We start from the raw sequence: 12921 nt of genomic DNA on the forward strand, positions 1-12921 counted from the left end.
GTATTAATATTTAATTGTTTTTGTTTTAATTTATTATGAAATAATTAGATTTATATTGTTTCTGAGTGGAAAATTGATTAAATTTAGTAAAACTAAAAGACTGAAACCATCACGGCAAACTCAAACACTAATATTACACAAAGGTGTAATTGATTTCAAACTGTTTTCTGTTGAAATTTGCTTCAAACAAACAAAGTCATGAGCATTTCCATAGCCATAGTAGAAGACGAAAAAAACTACAACAATGCGTTGAAGAAGGTCATCAATTATCAGAAGGATATGAAAGTAATTGCTCAGTTCTTTGATGGGAATGATGCCATGATGAATCTCCCTGATATTTCCCCTGATGTCGTAATGATGGATATCCAGCTACAGGATATGCTCGGAATCGAAATCATAGAAAAGCTCCGAAAAGAAATGCCCAATACACAGTTTATCATGTGTACCAGTTTTGATGATGATGAAAAAATCTTTAATTCTTTAAAAGCTGGCGCAATGGGATACCTGGTAAAAGGAGAAAGCATGGATAAGATTCTTTCGTCTATACGGGATGTGTACCATGGAGGTGCTCCTATGAGTTTCTCTATTGCAAGAAGGGTATTGATGCATTTCGAAAAAAAACTTCCGGAAATAAAAGGCTTTGATGAACTTACGGAACGCGAAAAGGAAATTCTTGAACTTCTTTCACAGGGGCTGCTCTACAAAGAGATTGCAGATCAGAAATTCATCAGCATTGATACCGTAAAAAAACACGTAGGAAATATTTACAGAAAACTCCACGTAAACAATAAAGTGGAGGCCGTTAATAAATTTAATCAATCAAAAAACTAAGAAATCATGGAAAACAACAATTACAATCAAGAAGTTATCAAAAATGTGAAACAACATGTTGGAGATAAGCTTAAAAATTTGGTCTACAGTAAAACTGAAGGAGCGTTAGAAAGCGTACATCATGATGTTGGTGTAATGTTCATGTACCAGGCTAGTTCCGGGGTTCTTGAAATACTTAATACAGACAATAAGCGACATTATTTAGATGGTTACATTTTAGATATCAGTACAATTGAAACATTATATAATGAATATAGTTCAATAGGAAATGGATTGCAATTTAATTTTATTTTCTTGACAAGAGATGAGTACGTTAAGCTTACTGGAGATAGTTCAGTATTAGATATTTCTGAGCTTTCAAATGAATTTTTGTATTTGGTGGTTACCCCATTAGATAATCATAATAACCCATTCAATAGACATTTTGTTATTTTTAATCTGAATTATGCATTTGACATCAATAGTATTATTGTAAGCGAATCAGATTTCATTACTCTCCGCAATAATTTCCTAAGGAATAATTTATATGAGGCTACTTCTACTTATAGCAGTCCTAAAGATGGGTCTGTACTATTGAGATATACTTGGGATAATCTAAAAGAAATTATGAATGAAACCAATTCTTCTAGAGAAAAGTATAGACAAGTACAATTTATTTTGGGCGAGGTTACTCCTTATAAGATTTTATCTGACTTTTTCAGAAGAAATCCTCAATACGGTTTGGATGAACCAAAATATCGACGAGCCTATTCTGACCATGAAAAACAATTAACCGTTGTAGGCATGTATTTACCAGAAGAAATCAATGGTAAAGAAGGCTACTTCGATATGGGCTCATTATATCCGTAAAATGTTAATTCAAATAGTATATATTGCAGTACTCTTGGCAGCTACTGTAAAGTCTATAGTTTTAGCTGGAAAGAAAGGTCTTTCCAGCCAAAACTATTTTGCTATTTTCTTATTCCTTTCACTTTGTCTGGAACTGTATGGACATTATAAAATATTTCATAAAGAATTTGACTTTGCTTATCTGTTTAATTATTACAGCATTTTTTTGATTATATTTTTTGGCATCTACTATGCTAAAATTTTCCCTAAGAAACTCAGCATATTTTTCCGGTATGTTCTGATGGCCATACTTGCCTATATTATTCTGTTTGTAAAGTTTTACAGTGATAATTATGAAAATAGATTAGGAATATTAGTGTGTTTTTATTTTATCATTAATGTGCTGGTTTGGTTTTATATCAGATTAAAAACCTTTGAAGAAATAAAAATTCTGGATGATCCACATTTTTGGGTTTCCTGTGGGTTACTTTTTTGGAGCATTTTCTTTATTTTCAGATCTATCCCAATGTTTTTCCTTCGAGATAATGATCCAGGACTTTTACAAATTTTAAAAATTATGCAGTATTGTGTTAATATTATCATGTATGGAATGTTCTATATTGCTTTAAGGAAATTTGAAAATAAAAACACGATATGAAGCAACTTCCTGATACAATAAGATTGGCTTATATCATTGCTGTTATTTTGTTAATAACTTTTGTCATATTTATTGTTTTAATAGTTGTTCTGTATAATAAAAGACAGCTTTTTTTTATTCAACAGCAGCAACTCAAAGAATCCGAACACCAAAACCAGCTTCTCCAAAAAGAACTCGAAAAACAGAAAGTACTGGAACAGGAACGGGAACGTATTTCCCACGATATGCATGATGATCTTGGAGCAGGAATTTCGGCATTAAAACTTCAGGCAGAATTTCTGAAACAGAAAGCTGAAGATGATGATCTGCAAAGTGATATTGATGAGCTCTTGAAAACTTCCGAGGAAATGAATATCTCCATGCGGGAAATGCTCTGGAGCCTGAACTCTGGAAATGATACATTAGGAAGCTTTATTGATTATGCTGTCCTTTATACCGGAAATTTTCTAAAGAAAACAAAAATCGTGGTGTACTCGGAATATGAAAGCATCATTGCAGAAACCTCCCTTTCCACTGAAATGAGGCGTAATCTTTTTCTCTGTTTAAAAGAAGCCGTTAATAATGTTTATAAACACAGTCATGCAAGTACTTTGAAACTTTCATTTTTGCAGGAAGAAAATACCTTTTCAATGAAAATTTCTGATAACGGAACCGGGATTTCGGAGGATCAGAAAGAAGGAAATGGTCTCCGGAATATGAAAAGAAGAATGAGTGAATTGTCTGGTGAATGCAATATCCTTTCTGACAACTCCGGAACTTATCTGGTTTTTAAAATAATAGTATAAATAAATTACCCTTTTGTGTACTTGACAGGTACATTTTTTAGAGGGAAATTTGATATATAAAATTAAAAGCCATGAAAACTCTTATTAACGACAGTATTGGAGATTTAGAAGCTGCTTTAAAAAACAACAGTGATCTTCAGGAGAAGTTCAAAACAAATCCTATAGAAGCGATTAAAAATGTAGAAATAAGAAATCCTAAAGATACAGACTATTGGATCTACAGGATTATTGTACTGATGCTTGGGCTGGCAGTCATTGCTATTATTGCAGGACTTATTCTCATTGCTTACTGGAATGACGGATCCTCCAAAGATAATCAGCTGGTCACCATCTTTGCCACCATTTCATCAGGAGCAATAGGTGCCCTGGCTGGCCTTCTGTCTCCTTCACCCAGAAAATAATAAATAGCTTATCATAATTGTATAAAGAAGCTCACTTTTTAAGGTGAGCTTTTTTAGTGTTCCTCTATTTTTAAGATCCAGAAAATGTGGAATTATCATAATATAAATTAACTAAAATTTAACTTCGATTTATTTCAAAAAAATCCCGTGAAATACCCCTAAAAGTTAAATTTTGATTAAATTTGTCTAAACTAAAAAAAATAAAAAATGAGTGCAATTTCTTACATAGAAGCAAGACAGATTTTAGATTCCAGAGGAAATCCTACCATTGAAGTAGATGTATTTACAGAAAGCGGGGCAATGGGCCGTGCAGCTGTACCTTCAGGAGCGTCTACAGGAGAACACGAGGCGGTAGAATTACGTGACGGTGGTTCAGAATATCAGGGGAAAGGAGTTCTGAAAGCTGTTGAAAATGTTAAAGAAGTAATTGCAGAGAATTTAGTGGGGCAGCCGGTTTTTGAACAAAACTATATCGATCAGATTATGATTGATCTTGACGGAACGCCTAACAAAGGAAATCTTGGTGCCAATGCTATTCTTGGGGTTTCTTTGGCTGTAGCCAGAGCTGCTGCTGCAGAATTGGGAATGCCTCTTTATAAATATGTTGGAGGAGTAAATGCCAATACACTTCCTGTTCCAATGATGAATGTAATCAATGGTGGATCTCACTCAGATGCTCCTATCGCATTCCAGGAATTCATGATCATGCCGGTAAAAGCAGATTCTTTCTCTCACGCATTGAGAAAAGGAACTGAAATCTTCCACAACCTAAAATCTATTCTTCATTCAAGAGGATTATCTACTGCAGTAGGTGACGAAGGTGGTTTTGCACCTACTTTCAAAGGAACTGAAGATGCTTTGGATACTTTACTTCAAGCTATTGAAAAGGCAGGTTATAAGCCAGGTGATGACATTATGTTGGCATTAGACTGTGCAGCTTCTGAATTCTACAAAGACGGAATTTATGATTACAGAAAATTCCAGACTCCGGATGCGGCTCAGTTTTCAAGCAGCGAGCAGGTTTCTTACTTAGCGGAACTGGCTGCAAAATATCCAATCATTTCTATCGAAGATGGTATGCAGGAAAACGACTGGGAAGGTTGGAAAATGTTAACCGATAAAATCGGTGACAGAGTACAGCTTGTTGGTGATGATTTATTTGTAACCAACGTAGAAAGACTATCCAGAGGAGTAAAAGAAAATATTGCCAACTCAATCCTTGTAAAAGTAAACCAGATCGGTTCTCTTTCTGAAACAATGGCTGCTGTACAAATGGCTCAGAACAACAAGTTCACTTCAGTAATGTCTCACAGATCAGGAGAAACTGAAGATTCTACAATCGCTGATTTAGCAGTAGCAATGAACTGTGGACAGATCAAAACAGGTTCTGCTTCAAGATCAGATAGAATGGCAAAATACAACCAGTTATTGAGAATTGAAGAAGCTTTAGGCGAAACTGCAATTTTCCCAGGATTGGAAGCATTTAAAATCAAAAGATAATTAATCGAATTTATAAATAACGGCAAGCGAAATTTTTAGTTTGCCGTATTTTATGGAAAGTGGTATATTTAAAAAAAATAAATAAATAATGTCAGACAACAAAGTAATATTGAATTACGACGGTAATTCATATGAATATCCTATCGTGGATAGTACTATCGGAGACAGAGGGATTGATATTTCAAAATTAAGAGACCAGACAGGTTTGATCACTCTGGATTTAGGTTACAAAAATACAGGAGCTACTATTAGCGACATCACTTACTTAGACGGAGATAAAGGAGAATTATTCTACAGAGGTTATCCAATTGAGCAGATTGCTGAAAAATCTAACTTCACTGAAGTAATGTATCTTTTATTACATGGAGAATTACCTACTCAGGATCAGTTTACTTCATTCGACAACAACATTAAAAAATATAACTTCATCGCAGACGAAATGAAAAAGATCATTGATGTTTTTCCTCGTTCTGCTCACCCTATGGGAGTTTTATCTTCTATGACTTCTGCATTGACAGCTTTCAACCCAAAGGCAGTTAACGTAAACTCTAAAGAAGAAATGGATCACGCTGCAGAGCTGATGATCGCTAAGTTCTCTCACCTTTGTGCTTGGACTTACAGAAAAACCCAAGGTTTACCATTAAACCACGGGGATAACAACCTAAACTACGTAGAGAACTTCTACAAAATGGCATTCAGATTACCAAATGCTGATTTCGAAATCGATCCGGTAGTTGTAGGTGCTTTAGATAAATTATTAATTCTTCACGCAGACCACGAACAAAACTGTTCTACTTCTACAGTAAGAATGGTAGGTTCTGCTCATACAGGTCTTTTTGCTTCTATCTCTGCGGGGGTTTCTGCACTTTGGGGACCACTTCACGGTGGAGCTAACCAAGCAGTAATCGAAATGCTTGAATTGATCGAAAAAGATGGAGGTGACGTATCTAAATATGTTGCTAAAGCAAAAGATAAGAGTGATAACTTCCGTCTAATGGGATTCGGACACAGAGTTTACAAAAACTTCGACCCAAGAGCGAAAATTATCAAGAAAGCTGCTGATGATATCCTTACAGCATTAGGGATCCAGGATAAAGCTCTTGACATTGCTATGCAGTTAGAAAGAGTAGCGCTTGAAGACGAATACTTCGTAGAAAGAAAGCTATATCCAAACGTAGATTTCTATTCAGGAATCATCTACAGAGCGTTAGGAATTCCTACAGAAATGTTTACTGTAATGTTTGCATTAGGAAGACTTCCAGGATGGATTTCTCAGTGGAAAGAAATGAGACTGAAAGGAGACCCAATCGGAAGACCAAGACAGGTTTACCAAGGTGCTCAGGAAAGAAACTACATCGATATTGCAAGCAGATAATATTTGCTTATACCATAAAAAGAATCCCAAAGCTTGCTTTGGGATTCTTTGTTTTTATCATGATGCCTTATTCAGTGATGGCTAAAGCTGCAATAAGATCTTCTTCAATTCTGAAATAAAAATTCAAAAGTATCGGGCTGCCGTCAAAAGATCCTGAAATATTGATTTTCAGTTGAACTGTATTCTCCTGAGTAGAAAAAATCTGTATCTCAAAGAAGGTTTGAAACTCATTATTGGATTTCTCATTCCATTGTCTGATTTCCTCTTTCCCTTTATAGATTTTTCCTTCATCAAACACCGTTGCATGATCGGAGAAACAACGGGATAAAGATGTGCTGTCAAAAACCTTTTGTGCTTCTAAAAACTCTTGTAAAATGTTAGGTAAGTTCATATTATCGTTTTTAAAATATTAAATAGTAGGAATCGTTCCGCCGTCTATTATATACTCGGTGCCTGTTAAATATTGTGCCCGTGGAGAAACAAGGAAACCTACAAACTCTGCAATATCTTCGGGTTGTGCCGGCTTACCGATAGGAATTCCTCCCAATGCATCCATCACGCTTTGAGTAGCTTCTTCCACCGAAGTTTTGGAGCTTTCAGCAATCCGTTCCATCATTCGGGTTGCAGATGAAGTCATAATCCATCCCGGAGACACCGTAAGTACACGAACTCCTTTTGGTGAAACTTCTTTTGATAAACCTTTGCTATAGTTGATTAACCCGGCTTTGGCAGCAGCATAAGGCAATGTAGAATCAAATAAAGGTAGTCTTCCCTGAATAGAAGCAATATGAATGATTACTCCCGCTTTCCGCTCCAGCATTTGTGGCAGAAATCCTCTGTCTAGACGGACAGGTACCAAAAGATTGGTCTGGATCGTGCTTTCCCAATCTTCATCACTCAGAACCGCAAAACCACCACCAGGCGTATCTGAACCACCCAGAGTATTAATCAGAATATCCAGTCTCCCAAATGTGGAAAGAACTTCGTCTACCAGTTTTTCAGTTTCTTTTATACGGCTCAGATCTCCCGCAATAAAATGCAATTGATTGTTCAGCTCTTCAGGTTGATTTCTTGCGGTAACAATTACCGTGGCACCAGCAGCCAGCAGTCTTTCAGCAATTGCTTTTCCTGTTCCTTTTGTACCTCCGGTTACCAAAGCAATTTGACCTGATAATTCATTGTTGAAATTAAATAGTTCTGTCATTATTTCTTTTTTTGTACAAATTTCAGGAGTACGTAAGATTCATACAAGTACGGACTTACGAATCATATAGGGATAAATTAATCCCCTATTGTGGTCTCATCTCATTGTGCTACATTTGTTTTATGTATGAAAGAAAAATTCCACCCAATCTGAATTGCGGACTTGATCTGATTGCTGAGGTGCTCTATGGCAAATGGAAAATCCGTTTGCTATGGTTTATTAATGAAGGATTCCAAAGACCCAGCGAATTGCAGCGGAAAATTCCTGATGCTTCCCGCAGAGTACTAAATGTACAGTTGAAAGAACTTGAAGAACATGAACTTGTAATAAAGAAGATTTATCCCGTAGTACCTCCAAAAGTAGAATACAGGCTTACAGAATTCGGGCAGACGCTGATTCCGGTGATTGCTGCATTGGGAAAATGGGGAGACGATCATGAAGAACGTTTACGGATTTTAATCTTGAAAAGGCTTGAAAATCCATCACAAAGTGAGGCAGATCTGACCTAGTTGTCAATTTTTTATATTTTACAAAATTGAATATAATAATTTGATTAAATTTACTACTGTAAAAAATTAATACCCAATGAATTTCGGACAACAGATGTTATTTTTCTTCAGTGCAGTAGGAGCGTTTAATGGACTTCTGCTGGGAATCTATCTGCTGTTCATTAAAAAACAGAAATACCTGCCGGATTTTTTCCTTGGACTTCTTCTTTTAATGCTAAGTTCAAGAGTAGGGATTTCCGTATTCATGTATTTTTATCCGGATTTGCCCAGAATCATTCCACACTTGGGAATGTCAGCATTGTTCTTCACCGGGCCGGCTTTATATTACTATGTGAAATCTTCCTTTCAGCAGGATCAGTTTGATTGGAAGAACTGTCAGAAATCGTTTGGAATATTAACGCTTGTTTTAGGAGCTGTCGGGTTATTATATTTATTTTTTCCTATTACCTGGGATCACTATTTTGGAACCTTTATTTATACTGTTTGGTCAATATTCGTATTTCTTGCAGCCTATCAGTATTATATTTTCATTAAACAGAATCATAAAAGCCCCAACAATTTTGTCCTTCCGGTTCTGGTGAGTAATGTGATTATCTTTTTGAGCTATCAATTGATTTCTACGGGTTGGATACAAATATATTATTGTGCAGGAGGAAGCCTGGTGTTTTCTTTTGTGCTGTATGCCAATTTTTTAATTCTATTTAATAAGAAATACCAGCAGCTTCCGGTAAAAGAAGCGACAAAATATTCCAATAAAAAGATTTCCGGAGAACAGGCAGATAGTTTCGTATCCAGATTAGAAAGATTGATGAGTACAGAAGAACTCTATAAAAACCCAAACCTGAAATTGAGCGATCTTGCTTCAAGAATGAATATATCTGCTCACCAGCTTTCTCAGCTGTTGAATGATAATTTAGGGAAAAGTTTTGCGACGTGCATCAATGAATACAGAATCAATGAAGCCTGTGAGAAAATAGAAAATGGTTCCTATCTGAAAATTGAAGAGATAGGGTATGAAGTAGGATTCAACTCCAAGTCAACTTTCTTTTCCACATTCAAGAAAATAAAAAATACAACACCTCTTTTGTATAAACAGTCTCAAACCCTTACTGAGCCTGGGTTTCATAGTTCAAATTTATAATTCAGTACTGCGGAATTTCAATTTCAAAACCGTAATATTACAGCAAGCCGATACTTTTGATTTCATAAAATTTACTATTTATGATCATCAAATTATGGCTTTTGATACTGTTCCTGTTTCTTTCATTTTGTGGAAAAGCACAGAAAGCAGCCCCAGATTCTCTGACTGAAACAAAATCTTCCACAACCCATATTTCAGAAGTGGTTATCCAGTCAGCTCCAAGAAAAGTAAAACTGAGTGACGGAAATCTTGTAATGTCTATTGCGGGAAACAAAGACTTTAAAACCTCTACCCATCTTCTCGATGTGTTAAGAAAAACACCGGGTGTTACAGTAGACCAGGAAGACGGAATTTTTATTGGAGGAAGAATTACTCCCGCAATTTTTATTGATGGCAAGCCTGTTGTGATGAGTAATCAGGAAATACAGGCGTATTTACGGTCTTTATCACCTGAAATGGTAGAATCTATAGAAGTAAATACCAATCCGTCTTCAAAATATGATGCGGAATTTAAGGGAATTATTGATATTAAATTAAAAAAGAATACCAGCCTCGGCTGGAAAGCCAATTATAACGGCAATGTCTACGTGAATAAATTTAACTATCGGGAAAATGCAGTGAGCTTATCTTACCATACAGGAAAGGTGACGTACAACTTGCAGGCAGGTTATAATGAAGGAATTTCAACCTATCGATATAAAGCCTTACAACAGTTAGCGAATACTAATGTCCTGCGCACCAATACCTATCAGAAAGACTTTGGTAAAGTGTATAATATTCAGGCAGGAGCAGATTTCAGACTGAATGATAAAAACAGAGCCGGGATCAATCTGAGAGGAAACTTCCGGAACATTGACCGTATCCGTAACGGATCTCTTTATGCTACTGATAAGAATGAAAAACAACTGGTATTCCATACAATAAATGAAAACTCTACGGATTATTCACAGGATAACTATGGGCTCACAGCAGATTATTCTTTCCAAAACAAAGGATTTAAGCTTACTTTTCTTGGGAATTATCTTTCCGTTAAAAATAAACAGGATGATGATTTTATTAATAGAGATCAAGCTACAGCGAATCTTTTATCTTATTGGAAATCTGACTTACTTAACAAAATTAATATCTATACTGCTCAGATAGATGCTTCCCAAAAAATAAATACTATATATCTTGAAGCAGGCATCAAGTACAGCAATTCCGACACCCATAATAATATCAGGTATGATACACTGTCTGCCGGAAATCAGTTTGTTTTTGATCCTACGCGAAGCAATATATTTTCCTATAAGGAGAGAATATGGTCAGGCTATCTTTCTTACAGACAAAAGATAGGGAATTTGCAGATCAATGCCGGATTGAGATTTGAAAATACAAGCAGTATTTCCAATGCTGTTACTTTGGATTCCGTTGTTTCCAGAAACTACCTGAAATGGCTTCCGTCATTAAGTACAAGCTATGCTTTTAATAAGTCCAGTGAACTTTCTCTTTCCTATAGCAGGAAGATAACAAGACCGAGTTTCTGGCAGCTTAATCCGTTCAGGTTTTATTTCAGTCCTCTCAATTACTCGATGGGAAACCCCTATTTACTACCTTCTTTGACCAGTCAGATCAAAGCAACCTATCGTTATAAAAACTGGGTGACAAGCTTTACAGTTGGAAAAGAAAAAGAGGTGATGACCCGTTATCCTCTTTATAATCCGGAAACGAATGTACTGGAATATTTAGGAACAAATCTTCCCTATCGTAACTTTGCTGTCCTGGAAACCAGCTTTCCCATCAGAATTACAAAATGGTGGAATCTCACGAGCCAGATCGCAGGATATTACAATTATGAGTTCAGACCTTATCTGGATGAGGTCTTTGCATTGAATATCTATAATTATGAAGTAAGATTGAATCAGGTATTTTCGCTTCCAAAAGGATTTACGGTGAATCTGTTTGCCAATTATGAGTCTAAAACGGGAAATAGCCTTTACATTTTCAAACCAAGGTATACCGTTGATGTATCAGTCCAAAAGTTATGGCTTGATAATAAACTGAACACAAAAATCGGGTTTAATAATCTCTTTGATTCTTATGAACAGCAGTTAGAATTCCGCCATAAACAAATTATGGATAACCGTACTGTCCATTGGTGGGATAGCAGCCGACTGGTATTTTCGCTTAGTTATAATATAGGAAGTTCGAAATATCAGGTAAATGAAACCCAGAAAACGGAAGAAGAAAACAGAACAAGATAAGAAAGCCTGCTTGAAAAAGCAGGCTTCGTTTTTATTATGGGCATTGGCATCTGTCGCATGTCCAGATATAGCAGTTTCCTGCATCATCCCATTCGCAGCATCTTCTGCCTGTTGAGATTGGAGCACCTCCCATTACAGATTTTTGTTGATCTCTTCCTAATTTTTGTGCATTTTTCAGCACTGGATTGTTCTTGTTCATGACTTTGATTTTTGGTGTTAATAGTTACGTTTTACTGTTTATAATTTCGCGAAAATTATATCACTAATATAGGAAATTAAATAATATAATTATCTGTTTTTTGCTTCTTATGTAGATGGAAAATAGTAAGTTGTAGATGTTTTTGGAACTATTCACTGCAGTTGGCGGAACAGACAAGGAAATTTTGTGGAAGGGTGCTGGTTTTGGAAGCCAAATTTAATACATAAAATAATGCAAAAGTTTTACAGATAGAGACCTTTACTTATATTTGTAGTATTGCATAAATCTTTATGAGACTAAACATTAAAAACGAAACGGGGAGGCTGAAGTCAGTAGTTCTAGGCCAGCCTAATTCATTGGGAGCAGTTCCCACACTAGAGGAAAGTTATGACGCAAAGTCATATTACTCAATCGAACACAACATTTATCCTAAAGAAGAGGATATTATCAATGAAATGAATGCTTTTGAAGCAGTGTTAAAAAAGTATGACGTTGAAGTACTGCGTCCAAGTATCATCAAAGACTACAACCAGGTTTTTTCCAGAGACGTAGCCTTTGTAATTGATGACAAGATGATCATTTCCAATGTGATCGCGGACAGAGCAGACGAGCAGGAAGCATACAAAAGCGTTTTTGAAAAAGTAGCATGGAGAAAGATCATTAACCTTCCGGAAACAGCACACATTGAAGGAGGAGACGTAATCGTATGGAATGATTTTATTTTTATCGGAACCTGCTTCAGCGAGGATTACAGAAACTATAAAACGGCAAGAACCAACGAGTATGCCATTGAAATCTTAAAAGAATATTTTCCAAAGAAAAGAATCATTGATCTGGAACTGAAAAAAAACGATAAAGTTCCGTTTGAAGGTATTCTGCATTTGGACTGCACATTTAATCCGGTAGGAGAAGACAAATGTATCATTTATAAAAACGGGTTTGTAGATGAAAGCGATTACCGTTTAATCATCGATATTTTCGGAGAAGAAAACTGTTTCCACATCAATGATGAAGAAATGTTTGAAATGTTCCCGAATATTTTCTCCATTTCACCTGATGTAGTAGTTTCAGACAAAGCATTCACGAGAATGAATGATCACTTGAGAAACGAATGGGGAATGACTGTTGAAGAAATCCCTTACAGAGAAATCTCTAAAATGGGAGGCTTGTTGAGATGCTCTACAATGCCGCTTGTGAGAGAATAATCAGGTAGGAGAGTTTTAGTGTTTGAAAGTGAGAGAGTTTTT

Annotated in this window: 14 protein-coding genes; 11 read left to right on the top strand and 3 right to left on the bottom strand. The window is 35.9% G+C overall.

Going from position 1 to position 12921, the window contains the following annotated elements; translation table 11 throughout:
• The first annotated feature begins 198 nt into the window (after positions 1-198).
• The 7 genes from CQ022_RS16260 to CQ022_RS16290 all read left to right on the top strand — a co-directional run bounded on the left by CQ022_RS16260 (position 199) and on the right by CQ022_RS16290 (position 6378).
• A complete protein-coding gene (locus CQ022_RS16260; protein WP_105683341.1) occupies positions 199-831 on the top strand; it encodes a response regulator transcription factor in 633 nt (210 codons plus the stop codon).
• A 6-nt stretch (positions 832-837) separates the two neighbouring features.
• A complete protein-coding gene (locus tag CQ022_RS16265) occupies positions 838-1680 on the top strand; it encodes a hypothetical protein (RefSeq protein WP_105683342.1) in 843 nt (280 codons plus the stop codon).
• Between the two features lies 1 nt (position 1681).
• Entirely contained in the window at positions 1682-2317 is a 636-nt protein-coding gene (locus tag CQ022_RS16270; RefSeq protein ID WP_105683343.1) for a hypothetical protein, read from the top strand.
• Positions 2314-3102 carry a sensor histidine kinase gene (locus CQ022_RS16275; RefSeq protein ID WP_105683344.1) on the top strand — a complete coding sequence of 263 codons (789 nt, stop codon included), beginning with the start codon at positions 2314-2316 and terminating at the stop codon, positions 3100-3102. The genes CQ022_RS16270 and CQ022_RS16275 overlap by 4 nt, the downstream gene beginning before the upstream one ends.
• A gap of 71 nt (positions 3103-3173) precedes the next feature.
• Positions 3174-3503 (top strand): hypothetical protein, encoded by a 330-nt coding sequence (locus CQ022_RS16280; RefSeq protein WP_105683345.1) that lies wholly within the window; start codon positions 3174-3176, stop codon positions 3501-3503.
• A gap of 207 nt (positions 3504-3710) precedes the next feature.
• Entirely contained in the window at positions 3711-5003 is a 1293-nt protein-coding gene (eno, locus tag CQ022_RS16285) for a phosphopyruvate hydratase (RefSeq protein WP_105683346.1), read from the top strand.
• 88 nt (positions 5004-5091) lie between these two features.
• Positions 5092-6378 carry a citrate synthase gene (locus CQ022_RS16290; RefSeq protein WP_105683347.1) on the top strand — a complete coding sequence of 429 codons (1287 nt, stop codon included), beginning with the start codon at positions 5092-5094 and terminating at the stop codon, positions 6376-6378.
• A gap of 67 nt (positions 6379-6445) precedes the next feature.
• Here CQ022_RS16290 and CQ022_RS16295 read toward each other — a convergent pair whose 3' ends face one another.
• Together CQ022_RS16295 and CQ022_RS16300 are read right to left on the bottom strand one after the other, a co-directional pair.
• Positions 6446-6769, bottom strand: a complete 324-nt coding sequence (locus CQ022_RS16295) for a nuclear transport factor 2 family protein (RefSeq protein WP_105683348.1) — start codon at positions 6767-6769, stop codon at positions 6446-6448.
• An 18-nt stretch (positions 6770-6787) separates the two neighbouring features.
• Positions 6788-7582 (bottom strand): SDR family oxidoreductase, encoded by a 795-nt coding sequence (locus tag CQ022_RS16300; RefSeq protein ID WP_105683349.1) that lies wholly within the window; start codon positions 7580-7582, stop codon positions 6788-6790.
• 122 nt (positions 7583-7704) lie between these two features.
• On the opposite strand from CQ022_RS16300, the gene CQ022_RS16305 reads away from it, so the two are divergent.
• The 3 genes from CQ022_RS16305 (at position 7705) to CQ022_RS16315 (ending at position 11475) form a co-directional block, all read left to right on the top strand.
• Complete coding sequence (locus CQ022_RS16305) at positions 7705-8091, top strand: winged helix-turn-helix transcriptional regulator (RefSeq protein WP_105683350.1); 387 nt, start codon at positions 7705-7707, stop codon at positions 8089-8091.
• A 76-nt stretch (positions 8092-8167) separates the two neighbouring features.
• A complete protein-coding gene (locus tag CQ022_RS16310; RefSeq protein WP_105683351.1) occupies positions 8168-9232 on the top strand; it encodes a helix-turn-helix domain-containing protein in 1065 nt (354 codons plus the stop codon).
• A gap of 80 nt (positions 9233-9312) precedes the next feature.
• Entirely contained in the window at positions 9313-11475 is a 2163-nt protein-coding gene (locus CQ022_RS16315; RefSeq protein ID WP_105683352.1) for a TonB-dependent receptor domain-containing protein, read from the top strand.
• 34 nt (positions 11476-11509) lie between these two features.
• On the opposite strand, the gene CQ022_RS23000 is transcribed toward CQ022_RS16315, so the two are convergent.
• Positions 11510-11674 carry a hypothetical protein gene (locus CQ022_RS23000; RefSeq protein ID WP_156121335.1) on the bottom strand — a complete coding sequence of 55 codons (165 nt, stop codon included), beginning with the start codon at positions 11672-11674 and terminating at the stop codon, positions 11510-11512.
• Positions 11675-11964: 290 nt separating this feature from the next.
• Between CQ022_RS23000 and CQ022_RS16320 the strand changes: the two genes are divergently transcribed.
• A complete protein-coding gene (locus CQ022_RS16320) occupies positions 11965-12879 on the top strand; it encodes a dimethylarginine dimethylaminohydrolase family protein (RefSeq protein ID WP_034694718.1) in 915 nt (304 codons plus the stop codon).
• Positions 12880-12921 lie beyond the last annotated feature (42 nt).

Origin of the sequence: Chryseobacterium culicis (assembly GCF_002979755.1) — a bacterium.
In the GTDB taxonomy this organism is placed as follows: Bacteria; Bacteroidota; Bacteroidia; order Flavobacteriales; family Weeksellaceae; genus Chryseobacterium; species Chryseobacterium culicis_A.